At 66.2% G+C, this 16,551-nt stretch carries 16 protein-coding genes, 2 tRNA genes and 1 pseudogene; 7 read left to right on the top strand and 12 right to left on the bottom strand.

Annotated elements, in window-relative coordinates; translation table 11 throughout:
• Positions 1-11: 11 nt before the first annotated feature.
• Complete coding sequence (locus GII31_RS14145; protein ID WP_213244045.1) at positions 12-443, bottom strand: Fur family transcriptional regulator; 432 nt, start codon at positions 441-443, stop codon at positions 12-14.
• Positions 440-886: an ArsR/SmtB family transcription factor gene (locus GII31_RS14140; RefSeq protein WP_213244044.1), complete on the bottom strand. Its 447-nt coding sequence runs from the start codon at positions 884-886 to the stop codon at positions 440-442. Before GII31_RS14140 ends, GII31_RS14145 begins: the two co-directional genes overlap by 4 nt.
• Before the next feature lie 142 nt (positions 887-1,028).
• Here GII31_RS14140 and GII31_RS14135 point away from each other — a divergent pair, with 142 nt between their 5' ends.
• From GII31_RS14135 to GII31_RS14125, 3 genes are all read left to right on the top strand, one after another.
• On the top strand, positions 1,029-2,414 hold the full coding sequence (locus GII31_RS14135) for a glycine--tRNA ligase (protein ID WP_213244042.1): 1,386 nt from the start codon (positions 1,029-1,031) through the stop codon (positions 2,412-2,414).
• Positions 2,415-2,581: 167 nt separating this feature from the next.
• The gene (locus tag GII31_RS14130) at positions 2,582-3,076 is read left to right on the top strand and encodes a cold-shock protein (protein ID WP_213244040.1); all 495 of its coding nucleotides are present in this window, start codon (positions 2,582-2,584) and stop codon (positions 3,074-3,076) included.
• A gap of 20 nt (positions 3,077-3,096) precedes the next feature.
• Positions 3,097-4,398: a deoxyguanosinetriphosphate triphosphohydrolase gene (locus GII31_RS14125; RefSeq protein ID WP_213244038.1), complete on the top strand. Its 1,302-nt coding sequence runs from the start codon at positions 3,097-3,099 to the stop codon at positions 4,396-4,398.
• Positions 4,399-4,409: 11 nt separating this feature from the next.
• Here the strand turns inward: GII31_RS14125 and GII31_RS14120 are convergent, their stop codons facing one another.
• Together GII31_RS14120 and GII31_RS14115 are read right to left on the bottom strand one after the other, a co-directional pair.
• Complete coding sequence (locus GII31_RS14120) at positions 4,410-5,042, bottom strand: AMIN-like domain-containing (lipo)protein (RefSeq protein ID WP_213244036.1); 633 nt, start codon at positions 5,040-5,042, stop codon at positions 4,410-4,412.
• 7 nt (positions 5,043-5,049) lie between these two features.
• Complete coding sequence (locus GII31_RS14115) at positions 5,050-7,386, bottom strand: glycoside hydrolase family 3 C-terminal domain-containing protein (protein ID WP_213244035.1); 2,337 nt, start codon at positions 7,384-7,386, stop codon at positions 5,050-5,052.
• A 105-nt stretch (positions 7,387-7,491) separates the two neighbouring features.
• On the opposite strand from GII31_RS14115, the gene dnaG reads away from it, so the two are divergent.
• Positions 7,492-9,381, top strand: a complete 1,890-nt coding sequence (dnaG, locus tag GII31_RS14110; RefSeq protein WP_213244033.1) for a DNA primase — start codon at positions 7,492-7,494, stop codon at positions 9,379-9,381.
• A gap of 106 nt (positions 9,382-9,487) precedes the next feature.
• Here the strand turns inward: dnaG and GII31_RS14105 are convergent, their stop codons facing one another.
• A complete protein-coding gene (locus tag GII31_RS14105; protein ID WP_213244032.1) occupies positions 9,488-9,937 on the bottom strand; it encodes a hypothetical protein in 450 nt (149 codons plus the stop codon).
• 168 nt (positions 9,938-10,105) lie between these two features.
• Positions 10,106-10,273 carry a hypothetical protein gene (locus GII31_RS14100; protein ID WP_213244030.1) on the bottom strand — a complete coding sequence of 56 codons (168 nt, stop codon included), beginning with the start codon at positions 10,271-10,273 and terminating at the stop codon, positions 10,106-10,108.
• Positions 10,274-10,413: 140 nt separating this feature from the next.
• On the opposite strand from GII31_RS14100, the gene GII31_RS14095 reads away from it, so the two are divergent.
• From GII31_RS14095 to GII31_RS14085, 3 genes are all read left to right on the top strand, one after another.
• The gene (locus GII31_RS14095) at positions 10,414-10,548 is read left to right on the top strand and encodes a hypothetical protein (protein WP_260839997.1); all 135 of its coding nucleotides are present in this window, start codon (positions 10,414-10,416) and stop codon (positions 10,546-10,548) included.
• A 59-nt stretch (positions 10,549-10,607) separates the two neighbouring features.
• Positions 10,608-10,684, top strand: a tRNA-Ile gene (locus tag GII31_RS14090).
• A gap of 258 nt (positions 10,685-10,942) precedes the next feature.
• Positions 10,943-11,015: transfer RNA gene (locus GII31_RS14085), tRNA-Asn, on the top strand.
• 304 nt (positions 11,016-11,319) lie between these two features.
• On the opposite strand, the gene GII31_RS14080 is transcribed toward GII31_RS14085, so the two are convergent.
• From GII31_RS14080 to GII31_RS14055, 6 genes and pseudogenes are all read right to left on the bottom strand, one after another.
• Positions 11,320-11,823 (bottom strand): hypothetical protein, encoded by a 504-nt coding sequence (locus GII31_RS14080; RefSeq protein ID WP_260839996.1) that lies wholly within the window; start codon positions 11,821-11,823, stop codon positions 11,320-11,322.
• A gap of 14 nt (positions 11,824-11,837) precedes the next feature.
• Positions 11,838-12,110 (bottom strand): head decoration protein, encoded by a 273-nt coding sequence (locus GII31_RS14075; protein ID WP_260840511.1) that lies wholly within the window; start codon positions 12,108-12,110, stop codon positions 11,838-11,840.
• A gap of 64 nt (positions 12,111-12,174) precedes the next feature.
• Positions 12,175-13,245: pseudogene (locus GII31_RS14070) on the bottom strand (transposase); the annotation flags it as partial.
• A 262-nt stretch (positions 13,246-13,507) separates the two neighbouring features.
• The gene (locus GII31_RS14065; protein ID WP_260839989.1) at positions 13,508-14,902 is read right to left on the bottom strand and encodes an IS1380 family transposase; all 1,395 of its coding nucleotides are present in this window, start codon (positions 14,900-14,902) and stop codon (positions 13,508-13,510) included.
• A 45-nt stretch (positions 14,903-14,947) separates the two neighbouring features.
• Positions 14,948-15,229, bottom strand: a complete 282-nt coding sequence (locus GII31_RS14060; protein ID WP_213244020.1) for a hypothetical protein — start codon at positions 15,227-15,229, stop codon at positions 14,948-14,950.
• 66 nt (positions 15,230-15,295) lie between these two features.
• Positions 15,296-16,546 carry an IS256 family transposase gene (locus GII31_RS14055; RefSeq protein WP_213244018.1) on the bottom strand — a complete coding sequence of 417 codons (1,251 nt, stop codon included), beginning with the start codon at positions 16,544-16,546 and terminating at the stop codon, positions 15,296-15,298.
• Positions 16,547-16,551: the final 5 nt, after the last annotated feature.

Here is a 16,551-nt window from a genome sequence, read left to right as displayed (position 1 = left end):
ACGGCGACGTTTCAGCCGGTTGCGATGGTGCAGGTGGGGCAGTAGCCGAACACCTCGACGGTGTGGTTGATGCCGGTGAAGCCGTGCTCGGCGGCGACCCGCGCCGCCCATTCCTCGACCGGCTCGGCCTGAACCTCGACGGTGGTCCCGCAGGTACGGCACACCAGGTGGTGGTGGTGGCCGGCCGAACAGTGGCGGTAGCGGGTCTCCCCGGAGCCGTCCCACAGTGCGTCGATCTGTCCGTCCTGGCTGAGTGCCTGCAGGTTGCGGTAGACGGTGGTCAGGCCGATCGATTCGCCGCGCTGCTTGAGCTGATCGTGTAGTTCCTGGGCCGACAGGAAGTCGTCCGAGGCGGAGAGGGCGTCGGCGATGGCGGTCCGCTGGCGGGTCGAACGGACACCGGTGACGGGTCGGGCCTTGCCGGTGCCGTCGGGGTCGGTCACCGGTGTGCCCGTGGGGTGCCGGCGATTCCGGGGACGGCCGCGGACCTGTTCGACTCGGACCTGTTCGACTCGGACCTGTTCGACTCGGACCTGTTCGACTCGGACCTGTTCGACTCGGACCTGTTCGGCTCGGGCTCGTTCGGCTCGGACGCGTGGACCAGGGCGTCGGTGACGATGTGGGCGAGGTGGTCATCGACCAGCTCGTACATGATCTCGCGCCCGTTGCGGCGGCCGCGGACCACGTCGGCATCCTTGAGGACCCGCAGGTGCTGGCTGACCAGCGGCTGGCTCAGGCCGAGCTCACCGACGAGTTCGTGGACACACCGCGAACCCGAACGCAGGCTCAGCACGATCCCGATACGGGTGGGCGATGCCAGCGCGCGCAGCAGTTCGCTCGCCGCCTCGCGGGCGGCAGGGCCATCCGGGGTGACCGGTGTGCTCATCGCGATCCTTTCGGGGCTTGGGTTGTGACCAGTTTAAAGGAAATCGTTTTCAACCGGGACGGCACAGGTCGGGGCCCGAGTTTCGGGCGGTACCCTGTATGGGTTGCCGTTCACCCCACTACTCATCGGAGATCAGTTAGCCGTGGCCCCGCAGTCGAAAGTCGATGCCGTCGTCAACCTCGCCAAACGCCGAGGTCTGGTGTTCCCGTGCGGGGAGATCTACGGCGGAACACGCTCCGCCTGGGACTACGGCCCACTCGGTGTGGAGCTCAAGGAGAACATCAAACGGCAGTGGTGGCGGTCGATGGTGACCAGCCGCGATGACGTCGTCGGCCTGGACTCGTCGGTGATCCTGCCGCGCGCGGTGTGGGAGGCGTCGGGCCACGTCGAAGTGTTCACCGATCCGCTCGTCGAATCGCTGTACACCCATAAGCGCTACCGTGCCGACCACCTCATCGAGGCGTACGAGGCCAAGCACGGCCACCCACCGGCCAACGGCCTCGCCGACATCAAGGACCCGGAGACCGGCCAGCCCGGCAACTGGACCGAACCCAAGGCGTTCAGCGGCCTGATGAAGACCTACCTCGGTCCCGTCGACGACGAGGAGGGGCTGCACTATCTGCGGCCGGAGACCGCGCAGGGCATCTTCGTCAACTTCAAGAACGTGATGACCACCGCCCGCAAGAAGCCGCCGTTCGGTATCGCGCAGATCGGCAAGAGCTTCCGCAACGAGATCACCCCCGGCAACTTCATCTTCCGCACCCGCGAGTTCGAACAGATGGAGATGGAATTCTTCGTCAAGCCGGGTGAGGACGAGCAGTGGCATCAGTACTGGATCGATCAGCGATTCGCCTGGTACACCGGCCTCGGAATCGACGCCGACAATCTGCGCCTGTACGACCACCCCAAAGAGAAGCTGTCGCACTACTCCAAGCGAACCGTCGACGTGGAGTACAAGTTCGGTTTCTCGGGCAACCCGTGGGGAGAGCTCGAAGGTGTGGCCAACCGGACCGATTTCGACCTCAGGACGCACACCGAACACTCCGGCGAGGACCTGTCGTTCTTCGACCAGGCCTCGGGGGACCGGTACACCCCGTTCGTCATCGAGCCGGCGGCCGGGCTGACCCGTTCACTGATGGCCTTCCTGTGCGATGCGCTCACCGAGGAGGAGGTGCCGAACGCGAAGGGCGGCACCGATACCCGAACGGTACTCAAACTCGACCGGCGGTTGGCGCCGATCAAGGCCGCGGTGCTTCCGCTCTCGCGCAACGAGCAGCTCTCGCCCAAGGCCCGCGATCTGGCGGCCGAACTGCGTAAGCACTGGAACGTCGAATTCGACGACGCGCAGGGTATCGGCAAGCGTTACCGCCGCCAGGACGAGATCGGCACGCCGTTCTGTGTGACCGTCGACTTCGACACCCTCGACGACCAGGCGGTCACGGTGCGCGAGCGCGACACCATGGGGCAGGAGCGGGTGGCCCTGGACAAGGTCGTCGAGTATCTGGGCGGCAAGCTCGTCGGCATGTGACGGGTCCGGTCGTCACCGGTTCGGCCGGGTCGCCGTGCGGTATGTGGGCCTGTGAGTCGCCGCGACCGGTGGTGTTCTGTCATAGTTGACCAATCAAGGTGATCGTCGCGGGCAATGGCGAGGACGAGGGGTCCACGATGCCACGACGGAGTGAGAGCGAGTAAGTCATGGCCGAGAGCGGCAAGGTTGTCCACTACGACCCGAATCGGGGATTCGGGTTCCTCGCGCCGGACTCCGGTGGCGCCGATGTGTTCTTGCACATCAACGACATCGACATCGATGAGGGTCTGCTCAAGCCGGGCGCCAAGGTGTCCTTCGACGTGGAGGACACCGACCGCGGTTCCAAGGCGACCAATGTGGCCGTGACCGAACCGGCCGCCGACGACGGACCGAGCGGCCGGCCGAACCGCCGGGACGACCGCGACGGCGGCCATCGTGGGCACGACCGCGGTCACGACCGTGACCGTGGACACGACAGGGGTCATGACCGTGGCCCGCGTCGGCCACGCGGCGGGTCCGGCTCACTCGACGCGGCGGTCTTCTCCGAGGAGATCACCGAACTGCTTCTGGACTCGGCCGACGACCTGACCGCGGCACAGATCGTGGCCATCCGCCGGCGGGTCACCGACTTCGCCGTGGCCCGCGGCTGGGTGCTCGACTGAGCACACGCGATACTGGGCCCATGCTCAACCCGGCACTCGCACCCGGTGCACCGGCGACCGCCTACTACGGCGAGGAAGCGGTCGAACGGATCGTTCCCGAGGCCGCCAAGGTGGCCGGTCTGCCCGGCACCCGCACCGATCACCGCAGCGACCACGCCCGTGACCGGGCGCGGGTGCTGCACTGCGCCGCCCTGCGCCGTCTCGCCGACAAGACGCAGGTGGTGGGTCCGCGCGAAGGTGACACGCCGCGTACCCGGCTCACGCATTCGCTGGAGGTCGGCCAGATCGGCCGGGGCATCGCGATCGGGCTCGGCTGCGAACCCGACCTCGTCGAACTCGCGGGCCTGGCCCACGACATCGGGCACCCGCCGTACGGGCACAACGGCGAACGCGCCCTCAACGCCTTTGCCGCCGACCACGGCGGATTCGAGGGAAACGCGCAGAACCTGCGGATCCTGACCCGGCTCGAACCGAAGATCGTGTATGCCGACGGCAGCAGCGCCGGGCTCAATCTGACGCGTGCGTCGCTGGACGCCACACTCAAGTATCCGTGGACGCGTCGTCCGCCGAAAGTAAAGTTCGGTGCCTACGACGACGACAAGCACATCCTGGACTGGATTCGCCGCGACGCCCCGGAGAACACCAAATGCCTTGAGGCGCAGGTGATGGACTGGTCCGACGATGTCGCGTACTCGGTCCACGACCTCGAGGACGGGGTGATCTCCAACCGCATCGACCTGCGTACCCTGGCCGACCCGAGCGACCAGCGTGCGCTGGCCGAGATCGGGATGATGGAGTTCGACGGTCTGGAGGAGAACGCACTCATCGACGCCTCGCAGCGGTTGTCGAGGATGGAGATCGTCAAGGCGGTCGGCGCCTTCGACGGCACGCTCGACGCGTCGGTGGCGCTCAAGCGGCTCACGAGCGAGCTGATCGGCCGGTTCGCGTCGGCCGCCATCGAGGGCACCCGCGACGCGGTGGACCGGCGGCCGGTGAGCCGTTATGACGCCGATCTCGTTGTCGATCCGCTGGTGGCAGCGGAGGTGGCGACGCTGAAAACGCTTGCGCTGCGCTATATTTTCTCCAACGAGCGGCACAAGGCCAACCAGGCCCGCCAGCGCGAGCGTATCCATCGGGTCGCTGAATGGCTGACCGTCGCCGCGCCCGGCGGGCTCGACCCGATCCTGGTGCCGATGTGGGAGGCCGCGGACACCGACACCGCCCGGATGCGGGTGATCGTCGACCAGATCGCGTCGATGACCGAGGGGCGCCTGGAGCGTACAGACAAACAGAACTCGGGTGCTCAGGCGCACCTGGGATAGCCCCGCCCCGCCTACCCGGCGTGGGCGAGGTCGACGACCAGTCGCGTCGGATTGGTCAGCGAGGTGACCCGCACCGCCGGCTTGTCGGCGTCGACGCCGATGAAACCGACTGCCTCACCTTCAAATACGCCGGTCAGGTGCACCTGCTCCACGGTGTGGACCCCGTCGACCGGGTTGGGGCCGGTGTACTCGTCGACGCCGGTGTCCATCGGGTAGCCGAGGCCGATGAGCACCACCTGCAGCACGCTCCGCCCGCGCACGGTGATCGGCGCACCGCTGCCGGGTCGGGTGGGCTCGTCGGTGTAGTCGACCCGCCAGCCAGGGGTTCCCGATCCGCCCAGGTCGAACACGACCCGGTCGAAACCGTCGTGGTGACCGACACGGATGCCGGTCACGCTCAGCGCCGCACCGTCCGATGCCCGGTGGGTCGTGGGGACGGTTCCGGTGGGGGCCGCATCCCCGGTCGTGCCCGCGTTGCCGGCGGAGCCCGTGTTCCCGGTGCTGTCGGCCGGAGGTGGATCCGACGGTGTGACGGTGTGGGTGGCGGTCACTGTGGCCGGTGACCGGTCACCGCCGTCGTCGCAACCGGCCGCCAGCAGGACGGCGGCGGTACCCAGAGCGATCACCCATCGTGTGCTGTACATATCTCCGCTATACGCCCGAATCGGGCGCGGCGACAGGGATGTCATTCGCCTGATCGGGCCCGTCGGTACTGTTGTTCGCCTGGTCCGTGTTGTTCGCCTGTTCGAGGATGCTCTGCAGGTACTCCCGTGGCAACCGGCCGCCGGAGAAGTCGACCAGACGCCCGAGCGGGACCGATGCCATCATCGCGGCCACGTCGGTGCCCAGCGATCCGCCGGATGTGTCCTGGTCGCCCTGTGCGTCCTCGCGCGTCCCGCCGAACAGTGCGTCGGTGAGCGGCTTGACGGCCTCGGCCGCCGCCGGATCGGCGGTCACCTCGGCGATGGTCGACTCGAGCGTCAGCGGGAGGCGGACCGCGTCGCCGGTGACCTCGACACCTGCGGTGAGCCGGATATCTCGACTCGATGATCCGACATACACTGTATAAGAACCTGATTCGACTATGAAATCGTGAATGCGGGTGTCCCAGTAGGCGATGTCCCCGCGGGTAAGCAGGATCGACACCGGTACCGACTCGCCCGCGGCGACACCGACATTGGCAAATCCTTTCAGCTCGCGTGGCGGACGGGCCACCGACGACGTGTCGGCACCGAGATACACCTGGACGATCTCCCGGCCGTCGCGGTCCCCGGTGTTTGTGAGCCGCAACGTGACCCGGATGCCATCGGCTCCGGACTCGACGGCCAGGCCGTCGTACCCGAAGGTGGTGTACGACAATCCGTGCCCGAACGGGTAGGTGACGTCGAGTCCGCGTGCGTCGTACCAGCGATATCCGATGAACAGGCCCTCGCCGTAGCTGACATGACCGTGCTCGCCCGGGAAGTTGAGGAACGCCGGGGTGTCCTCGATCCGGCGGGGCAGGGTCTCGGCGAGTCGCCCGGACGGGTTGATGTCACCGAACAGGACGTCGGCCAGAGCGGAGCCCACAGCCTGCCCGAGCAGCGCGGCGTCCAGGACGGCGGGAGCATCGATCACCGAAACCTGAACCGCACCACCGTGACACAGTATTACAACGGTCCTCGGGTTGGCGGCGAGCACTCGCACCGCGAGAGCGATCTGGTCGTCGGGCAGGTCGATGGTGGTGCGGTCGAAACCCTCCGATTCCTGGGCTTCGGCCAGACCGAGGAACAGTACGATGGTGCTCGCCGACCCGGCCAGGGCGATCGCCTCGTCGGCCAGCAGCGGCGCAGCCTCACGGCCGGTGCTGTATCCGGCGGCGAACCGAACCTCGCGGCCGGTCCGGGCGCGGATCGCCGCCAGCGGGGCATCGACACCGGTGGCGTTCACATGCGACGACCCGCCGCCCTGATAACGCGGCTCGACGGCCAGTGCCCCGATGACCGCGATATCGTCCTCCGGGGTGAGGGGGAGCAGGTTCTCGTCGTTGCGCAGCAGTACCACCGCCTGCGCCGCGATCTCGCGGGCCAGGGCGTGATGGGCGTCGAGGTCGACTGGGCCCGTGTCGGGTACGGCGGCGGCGGCCGCACCGGCCCTGACCGCCAGATCGATCACCCGGCCGGCGGAGGTGAGCAGATCGGCGGCCTCGAGGGTGCCGTCGGCCACCGCCTCGGCGACCAGGTCGTCGCCGGCCGGGCCGCCGAACGGCATCGTCAGATCGAGTCCGGCGGCGACGGCGCTCACCCGGTCGGCGACAGCGCCCCAGTCGCTGACGACGAGTCCGGTGAAACCCCACGCCTCGCGCAGGATTGTGGTGAGCAACTCGCGGTTCTCGAACGAGTAGACACCGTTGATCTTGTTGTATGAGCACATCACCGTCCACGGCGACGCGGTGCGCACGACATGCCGGAAAGCCCGCAGATACAACTCGTGGAGGGTGCGCTCGTCGACGTCGGCACTCACCCGCATCCGGTCGGTCTCCTGGTTGTTGGCGGCGAAATGTTTGAGCGAGGTGCCCACGCCGCGGCTCTGCACACCGTCGACGAAGGCGGCCGCCATCTGCCCGGTCAGCAGCGGATCCTCGGAGAAATATTCGAAATTGCGGCCCCCGAGCGGGGAGCGCTTCAGGTTGATGCCGGGGCCGAGCAGCACCGATACCCGCTGGGCGCGGGCCTCGTCGGCGATGGCACCACCGGCGCGGCGGGCCAGATCGGGATTCCAGGTCTGCGCCAGCGCCACCGCCGGCGGGAAGCAGGTGGCGGGCACGCTGCCTGCGACACCGAGATGGTCGGCGGGACCGTCCTGTTTGCGTAGCCCGTGCGGGCCGTCGGTCAGCATGATAGACGGCACACCGGCCACGCTCTTGGTGGTCCAGAAATCCTGCCCGCTGGTCAGCTGGGCCTGTTGTTCGATGGTGAGATCGGCTGCGTTCGGAGTGTTGTCGGCCACGGATACGACCGTATCGCGTGATGCGGTCCGCCGGGCCCGGTTGTGCGCGGCCGGTCGCCGGACCGGAGGGAGCCGGTCCGCCGGCGCGGGTCCTACAATGGCTGCGTGCCAGGACGAATCCCCGATCGTGATATCGCCGCGATCCGCGAGCGGACACACATCGAGGAGATCATCGGCGACTACGTGGCCCTGCGGCGTGCAGGCGCCGACTCCATGAAGGGTCTGTGCCCGTTCCACGACGAGAAGTCGCCGTCGTTTCACGTTCGGCCCAACCGGGGACTCTTTCACTGCTTCGGCTGCGGGGAGGGCGGCGACGTCTTCTCGTTTCTGCAGAAGCAGGAACACGTCTCGTTCGTCGAGGCCGTCGAGCAACTGGCCGACCGGATCGGCTACCGCATCAACTACGAGGGGGGCGGCACCGCGATCGCGGTCAGCCGCGGCACCCGGGCCCGCTTGGTGGCCGCCAACACCGCGGCGCAGAAGTTCTACGCCGAGCAGTTGCAGAGCCCGGCGGCGCAGAAAGCCCGCGACTACCTGACCGAGCGTGACTTCGACGCCGCCGCGGCCCGCGGTTTCGGGTGCGGATATGCCCCCGACGGCTGGGATGTGATGACCAAAGCCCTTCTTTCGCAAGGGTTCACATTCGAGGAGCTCAAAGAGGCCGGGCTCTCCACCGAAGGGCGCAGGGGCCCCGTCGACAGGTTCCGTCGTCGGCTGCTCTGGCCGATCCGCAACCTCGGCGGAGACGTGATCGGGTTCGGGGCCCGGAAACTGTTCGACGACGACAACCTCGGCAAATACATGAACACGCCGGAAACCATGCTGTACAAGAAGTCTCAGGTGCTGTTCGGTCTCGATCACGCCAAGAAGAACATCGCCAAGGGACACCAGGTGGTGGTCGTCGAGGGATACACCGACGTGATGGCGATGCACCTGGCCGGAGTGACCACCGCGGTGGCCTCGTGCGGCACCGCATTCGGCGAGGAACACCTGTCGCTGATCCGCCGACTGATGATGGACGACTCGTACTTCCGTGGTGAGGTGATCTACACCTTCGACGGCGACGACGCGGGAAAGGCCGCCGCACTCAAGGCCTTCGAAGGCGAACAGAGCATTTCCGGACAGACGTTCGTGGCGATCGCCCCCGACGGCATGGACCCGTGCGAGCTGCGCCAGCGCGGCGGGGACGGGGCGGTACGCGATCTGATCGCGCGCCGGGTACCGATGTTCGAGTTCGCCATCAAGGCGCTGCTGTCCGAACATGACCTGGACACCGCCGAGGGCCGCGTCCACGCGCTGCGCGACGCGGTGCCGGTGGTGGCACGTATCAAGGACGTGAGCCTGCGCGATGAGTACGCGCGCCAGCTCTCGGGCTGGGTGGGCTGGGAAGACGTGGCGCAGGTGCTCGGCAGAGTGCGCCGGGAAAGCGCGGCTCACGGCAAGGGAGCCGGACGCAAGGGCCAGCGTCCCACCCGTGGCCGCGCCGCCGTGCCGGAGGCGGCCACCCCGCCGATGGGTGTCACCCCGCGTGCCGACGACCCCGCGCTGTGGCCGCAGCGCGAAGGACTCAAAGCGGCCCTGCAATACCCGGGAATCGCCGGCACCATCTTCGATTCACTGCCCGAGGACTGCTTCACCGACCCGTCGTACGCTCTGATCCGGGCGGCGATCGCGCAGGCGGGCGGATGTGCGGTGGGCCTGAGCGGGGTGGGGTGGACCGACGCGGTCACCCAGCACATCGATGACCCGGTGGTCGCGTCGTTGGTGACCGAGCTGGCGGTGGAGTCGATGGCGGTCGAGGAATCGGCCGTACCGCGCTATGTCACCAGCGTGCTCGCCCGGCTGCAGGAGGTATGGGTGGGCGCGCAGATCGCCGACATCAAGTCACGGCTGCGGCGGATGTCACCGGGGGACGACCCCGACGGATACAACGCCGTCTTCGGTGATCTGGTGGCCCTCGAGTCGTACCGGCGCAGCCTGCTCGACCAGGACTGACCCGCCGCCGGGCATCTCCGGGACACGCGCCGGTGTTCCGGGGACACGCGCCGGTATTCCGGGGACACCCGACGGGCTCGTCGCCCGAGGGGCGGACCGGGCGGGATCAGAACGGGCGGAAGCTGACCGGCGCCTTGGTGTCCTGAGTGCGGTCGGGCACGCCGTGGGCGGACAGGGTGCGGATCGAGCAGCGGTTGACCTTACAGTTGATCTTGCCCGACACGGCCTTCACCTTGATACGGGTGCTGAACTTGCCGCCGCGGATCTCGTTCGGGCGCAGCCACTTGGTCTCACCGAACGAATCCTGCTTGGTGGGACCGTACTTGTTGTCCTGTGCCAGGCCGACGTAGATGCCGAAGTTCTTGCCGGAGAAGTTCTTGCCGCTGACCGTGATCCACTCGCCGTTCGGGTTGAGGTTGCGCGTCTTGGACACGGTGATGGCGGCGTGCGGAGCGGCATCGGCGACCGATTCGACGGCGATTGTCCCGCCGAGGGCGATACCCGCGGCGAGAACGGCTGCGCCCGCCCGGCGGGCGGAAGTGAGGGAAGTGTGCATGACGCGAAGGCTACGCTTACCGATTCCGCCTTTTCCAGCCGGTTGACCGAACTCACAGGAAGTGTGCCGGACTTGCCGGAGTCGCGCCGAAAGCGGTGCGGATCGAAGGCATTACGCACCGGTGGGGGCCGGTGCCGCCGGTAGGGTCCGGCCCGGCGGGAACCCGGATCAGGCCGCCTGTGACGACCGGATGCCCGGGCGGATCTCCTCCGGGAACATCGGGCGATGCGGATCGTCGGAGTTGTACACGCAGCCGCCGGCGTAGGTGTGCCGTCCCGTGCAGCGATCGGGTGTCGGGCGGACTTTCCCCCAGATGTATGTGATCGGTCCCGTCATCGTGTCTCCCTCCTGAACCGGGCGCCCGGGCCGGGGCGTCGCCGGTTCTGTCAGTGTGCGGCGTCGGCGATGTTTGTGCAGGTCCCGACGTGTGAAATCACGTGCGAGGGGCTGGTGAGACCGGCGTCACCGTGACGGCCGTGGAGGCGAGGGGTTGTGCTTTCGGCCATATCGACAGCCTCGACGGATGGGTACCGCGACAGCTGATCGACATCGCACCCGACCATCCGATCACCAAACACCTGAGCGTCGGCCAATGGAAGGGCAGCGGCTGACCCGATGGTGCGGGGGTGCGGGGTAGGAGGCGTGGTCGTCGGGTAATGTGTCGATGCCTGGGGAGTTAGCTCAGTTGGTCAGAGCCGTCGACTCATAATCGATTGGTCGCGGGTTCAAGCCCCGCACTCCCCACCATCTTTCCCGCGTCGACGCGGGCGTGAGCTCCGCAGCCCTGCGGGACGACACCGTCATCCCGCAGGGCTTTGCGCAACCTCGCCGCAGCACCTTGCCGACCGCGGCGGCGGAGCGGTCGGGGCGGGGCCCCAGCTGCGGTGCGGGGTCCTCAAAATCGGTATTGAGCAGGCGTTTTGTTGTCCAGAGTGTTCATAGGCTAGAGTCATCTCTCGGTTCGGGTGACACCGGCGAGAGTCGGAGCCACCGGGATCAAAACAATCCCCCATAGCTCAATTGGCAGAGCATTCGACTGTTAATCGAACGGTTACTGGTTCGAGTCCAGTTGGGGGAGCATGAGAAAGCCCCTCACCTGCATACACAGGTGAGGGGCTTTCTCGTTCTCGGGGCTGACTCACGGTTTACCCACTGACAACGACATGGACCGTCAGCTTGGATGAACATCGATGTAGGTGCGGTCCGTGGCGCGTGCTGAGGATCCGGCCGCGCCTTGCGCTGTTGCTACAGGTCCACTTCCGGCTTCACGGCATCAGAATCGGTGCGGTGATCCCCGCGATGGACTCCGACAGCGCGTCAGTCCCCGTGCGTCTCGTCGTTGGTATACTTGGTTGGATCCGGTCCGGCGACCGGCTACCCACTCATGTCGGCATTTCCTCGTAGGTGTCAGCGACGATCGCGTCGACTTCCTGGCACACGTTGTTCTCGGCCAGGGACACGATGCCGTCGGTGAGCGCATCACCCCAGGCGAGTCCGATCCGGTTGTGGATCGCGGCGGTCAGGTTCTGAATGTCGTTGTACACAGCATCCACGAGCACCGACGCCAGAGTGCCACCATTGCGGGCGAACTCGATCTGCCGGCGCTCGTACTCGCCCTGCGACAGCCCACCACCGAGCGGGAGGATTTTGACCCCGCTTGTCGGCGCCCGCATCGCGGCCGAGGATGACCGGCGGGCGGAGCATCCCAATTGCGGAACTTCACCGTCCGGTTGGTGTGCACGAGGGTCGCGAAATTCAACCTCGTCGGTATCGACGAACTTCTTCGGAAACAGCTGCGTAAGCTGCGTGTTCGACGGCGACGGAACATTCTGCGCGAACGTGGTGATCGCATCGAGCGGGACGGGCCCGTCGAAAAACAGTGCCATGATTCATACCCTCCCTAGGAACCCGAAACGAGGTTCTCGAACCGGATCTGGACCAGGTCGGCGGCGCCGGCCGCGTCGATCGGGAACGGCAGCTTGGCCGCGTCGACGAACCCGTGCACCAGCACCCCGGAACCGACATGGGTGGCGGTGGTGCCGTTTGACCGGATCACCCGGCAATCGGCGAACAGAATCCCGGCCGCGTCCTCGGTGCCGTTGGATGCGCCCGGATCGTAGGGGCCGGCCTTACCGGTCGCCTCGACGATCCCGACCACGGTCCCGGACCGGATGTACCCGTTCGGGTAGTGCGTTGCCGGAGTCGGAACTTGTCAAGGGGTTTGAGACCAGCGGGTGTTAAGCGGCTGCCGGATTTGTCGGTTCTCGGTCCTCCTGTTCGGGTTGGTTGATCCATGCTGCTTCGGGCATCTCGAGGATCTTCGGGGCGGGGTCGTTTGCACCGCTGAATCGTGCGGGCGTGGTTTGGCGGGCCTGGGCGAGAGTGTCCGAGCGTAGCGCGGCAACGGTCGGTGCATGGCCGTAGTGCACGTCGGCGGGCGTGTGCAGACCGATACCGCTGTGGTGGTGGGCGTGGTTGTACCACTCCACGAACTCGGCCATGAACTTTCGCGCGTGTTGGAGCGACCCGAATCGGGTCGGGAATACCGGCGCGTATTTCATTGTCTTGAACCAGGCTTCGCTGTACGGGTTGTCATTGGACACGTGCGGTCGGGAATGCGATTTGGTGACGTGCAGGTCGGCGAGCAACTCGGGCACCGTCTTCGAGGTCATCGAGGTCCCGCGATCGGCGTGCACCACCTGCGGGATGCCTTGGATGGCAAACACCTCTTGCATCATTTCCTTCGCCAGCGGACCGGATTCATGGGCGTGGACGTGCACTCCGACGATGTAGTGGGAGTAGATGTCGATCATCACGTACGCGTCGTAGTACACCCCGTGTGCCGGGCCGGCCAGTTTGGTGATGTCCCAGGTGTAGACCTGCTGCGGCGCGGTCGCCACCAGTTCCGGGATCGCCGTCGACCGATGCGTGGCCAACCGGCGGCGTTCTTTGACCTGCTTGTTCTCACCCAAGATGCGATACATCGTGGAGATCGAACACAGGTAGCGGCCCTCGCCGAGCAGGGTGGCATACACCTGGGTGGGTGTCGCGTCGACGAAACGGTCACTGTTGGGCACCGCCACCACCGCCGCACGTTCGACCTCATCGAGTCTGTTCACCGGCTCCACACGGTCGCGAACCCGTTGTGCCACAGCATCACAGAGCTCATCGCTGGCGACGGGTGTGGAGGCGCGGCGGGACATGGTGACTCGCGACAGGCCCGTCAACCGGGCAGCGGTACGCCCGGTGGTGCCGGCGGCGATCAGGTCGGCGAACGCGGTCATCACCGCTTGCCGCGTTTGGGTTCGGAATCCGCGCTCTTGGAGATCTGCTCCAAGAGCGCGTGCGCTCTTCCCATGATATCGAGGGCTGTCTGGGTGGTCTCCAACTTGGCGTTAGCCTCAAAATTTTGTGGGGTGGCGGTCGGTTGCCGATGGCCCGATTGGGTGGTCTGGGGACCTGACTTCGGGCCGAGGCCGTGAGGAGTGTGCCGAGGCGTCGGTGGGCGTTGGGGTTCACGGCCCCGAAATGTGGTCCTTTCGGTGTTGGTTGGTCGGGTTGGTTGGGTGGTCAGCGGGGGTTGGGTAGGGTGTCCAGCCGGGTGAGTGCGGCCAGTAGTAGGTGTATGCCGGGTGCGTGTGTGGCGAGTTTGAGTCGGGTGCGTCGGGCGTGTCGGGTGGTCTTGGCGGCGATGGAGAACAGGTGCAGTCGTAGTTTTTTCGGTTCCCAACGGCGTGCGGTGGTGCCGTCGAATCCGAGGAGTTGGGTCCAGGCGATCAGTTCGCAGGCGAGCATGACTATGGCGCACCAGATGCGGTTCTGGTCGAAGCCGTGCAATGGAAGGTTTGTCAGGCCACAGTCTTTCGCGTTGCGGATGCGGTCCTCGCAGCGGGCACGACGACGGTGGCGCAGTTCCAGTGCGGCGAGCTGACCTGTGGTGGTGTTCGTGGCGAAAGCGGTCAACCGCATTCCGTCGGAGTCGGTGTAGCGCAGTTGCGCCCCTGGATGCGGGTGTTCTTTGCGTACGATCACGCGTATACCGTCGGGCCAACCCGACAGGTCGAGCACGCCGGTCAGCTCAGCCACCCACGCCCCGTCGCGTTCGGTGCCGTCGCTGTCATAGGCCGGTGTCCACGCCGCAGGTTGGAGGCGGTCGATGACGGTGGCGATGGTCTCGGTCAGCCCGAACCCGACCGAATAGGACAGGCGCCGACGGGTCAGGTAGTCCAGGAAATCGTGTGTGCCACCAGCGGAATCGGTGCGGATCAACACGCTTTTACCCACCCGATACCCGCCGGTGCCCCGGATCTGTGTCAACGCTTGTTCGACGACGGTGATGTGGTCGGCGGCGGTGTTGGAACCAGCGTTGCCCGGGCGTAGCTCGATTGCCAGGGGTTCACCGGTACCCTCGCCCTGGTGGTCGACGAACGCGCACAACGGGTGGAACCCGAATCCTTTCTTCCACGTCGCGGTGGCCTGCTGCTTCTCCGAATGGGCGGTCACCAACGTGGCATCGAGATCGATGATCAGCGGTGCACGGGCATCACGGCCATGATCAGGGGCACCCTCACCGGCAGCGGACCACGCCGTCGCACGCGCGGCTGCGCGTGCGGTGTTGATCGCCGCCAAAGCTGTGGTGGCATCGGCGGCCAACGTCGAGACCAGCCGTGACACCGTCGGATCGGAGGCCACCGGCCCGAACACACCCGGATCGGTGCGGACCTGGTTGATGTCGGCCAGGCAGTCCCCACCGATCGCGACCGCCACGGCCAGATCAGCGATGATCTTGCCCGGATCATGGGTTGCCATCGGCGCACGCCACGGCGCCAATGCCTGTGACAGTGTGCTGGTCAGACCAGTTTTGTGCGCCGTACGCAGCAACACCACAGCCCCCGCATGCGACACGACACCGGTTCCTGAACCATCTACCGACACTGACGGGTACGGCGACGTAGACTTACTCACCTGAATGGTGCTCCTCGATCTGGTCTGTTTGGAACCTTCGCAAGTTCAATCATCCCAGGTCAGGGCACCATTCTTTGTTAACGACACGGAATTACCGTGAAAGGCCCAGGCTAGGTTCCGCGCCATCGCTGCTTGACTCGCCGAGTCGAGCGTCTTGATCTCCGCAGGAATCCATCCCACACCGTCGTGGAGAATTGAATCAGGGCGACGGATGTCGTTGTCGCGCTCTACCGAGATGATCCGGTGATTGCCGGTGTCGCGCAGCCAATCGGCAGCAACCTTCTCCTTGGGCAGGAAGTGTCTGTCGGGCGAGCTTTCGGGTGCCAAAAACGGCGCCAGTTGCCGGTCAAGTCCCGCGTAGTGGTGTAGCTGATTGTGGTCCTTCGTAGGTGGTCAGGCAGGTAGTTGGATCAGCGGGTCGGTGTTCACCTCCGGCGTGTGGTCGGTGTCGGTGACGGTCAGCCGACAGCGGCTGAGCACTTCGAGGCCGAGGTAGCGGCGGCCTTCGGCCCATTCGTCGGTCTGCTCGGCCAGCACGGCGCCAATGAGACGGACGATGGCATCGTGGTTCGGGAAGATGCCTACGACGTCGGTGCGGCGCCGGATCTCGCGGTTGAGTCGTTCTGTGGGGTTGTTGGACCAGATCTGGCACCACACGTCATCAGGAAACGCGGCGAATGCCAGGAGATCTTCGCGGGCGTCACCGAGGTGTTCGGCCACTTCGGGTAGGCGGTCTTCGGTGTATTCGAGCAGCCGGTCGAACTGGGCGTTCACCGCCCCTGCCGTGGGCTGGTCATAGACGCTGTGGAGCATCGCTTTGACCGCTGGCCACATCGACTTCGGACACACCGCCATCAGATTCGCCGCGTAATGGGTGCGGCAGCGTTGCCAGGCAGCTCCGGGCAGGTTCGCCGCGATCGCCTCGACCAACCCGGCATGGGCATCAGAAGTCACCAGGCGGACCCCACCCAGGCCGCGGGCGACCAGGTCAGCGAAGAAGGTGTTCCACGACGCCTTGGTTTCGCTGGTGGCGACCTGCATGCCAAGCACTTCACGGTGCCCGTCACCATTGACTCCGGTGGCCAGCAGAACGACGGCTTTGACGACCTGCTTGTTCTCCCGGACCTTGATCGTCAGCGCATCAGCGGTGACGAACGTGAACGGGCCGGCCTCGTCCAGTCGGCGATGACAGAACGCTGCGACTTGTTCGTCGAGATCCTCGGCCATGCGCGAGACCTGCGACTTCGACAACGAATCGATGCCCAAAGTCTTGACCAGCTTGTCCATCCGGCGGGTCGAGACCCCGGCCAGGTAGCAGTCGGCCACGACGGTGATCAGCGCCGACTCGGCGCGCTTGCGGCGTTCGAGCAACCACTCGGGAAAATAGGTGCCAGAGCGCAGCTTCGGCACGGCGACGTCGATCGTGCCCACACGGGTATCGAGAGGCCGGTGCCGGTATCCGTTCCGGTGATTGATGCGTTCTTCGGACCGGCGGCCCCACTCGGCGCCGCACACAGCGTCAGCATCGGCGGACAGCAGGGCATTGATCATCGTCTGCAACAGCTCACGCATCAGATCGGGCGAGGCCTCAGCCAGGGCTTGGCCAAGCAAGCCAGCAGGGTCGACAATGTGGGGTGCGGTCATCGTGA

The organism is Gordonia pseudamarae (assembly GCF_025273675.1).
GTDB lineage: Bacteria > Actinomycetota > Actinomycetes > Mycobacteriales > Mycobacteriaceae > Gordonia > Gordonia pseudamarae.
Note: the sequence above shows the minus strand (reverse complement) of the source record. Positions and strands in the feature narration are given on the sequence as shown.

What these genes read in the sequence shown, in the direction of transcription:
- GII31_RS14055 (WP_213244018.1), bottom strand. Translation starts at nt 16,546, where the DNA reads ATGACCGCACCCCACATTGTCGACCCTGCTGGCTTGCTTGGCCAAGCC.
- GII31_RS14100 (WP_213244030.1), bottom strand. Translation starts at nt 10,273, where the DNA reads ATGACGGGACCGATCACATACATCTGGGGGAAAGTCCGCCCGACACCC.
- GII31_RS14080 (WP_260839996.1), bottom strand. Translation starts at nt 11,823, where the DNA reads ATGGCACTGTTTTTCGACGGGCCCGTCCCGCTCGATGCGATCACCACG.
- GII31_RS14130 (WP_213244040.1), top strand. Translation starts at nt 2,582, where the DNA reads ATGGCCGAGAGCGGCAAGGTTGTCCACTACGACCCGAATCGGGGATTC.
- GII31_RS14120 (WP_213244036.1), bottom strand. Translation starts at nt 5,042, where the DNA reads ATGTACAGCACACGATGGGTGATCGCTCTGGGTACCGCCGCCGTCCTG.
- GII31_RS14105 (WP_213244032.1), bottom strand. Translation starts at nt 9,937, where the DNA reads ATGCACACTTCCCTCACTTCCGCCCGCCGGGCGGGCGCAGCCGTTCTC.
- GII31_RS14140 (WP_213244044.1), bottom strand. Translation starts at nt 886, where the DNA reads ATGAGCACACCGGTCACCCCGGATGGCCCTGCCGCCCGCGAGGCGGCG.
- GII31_RS14125 (WP_213244038.1), top strand. Translation starts at nt 3,097, where the DNA reads ATGCTCAACCCGGCACTCGCACCCGGTGCACCGGCGACCGCCTACTAC.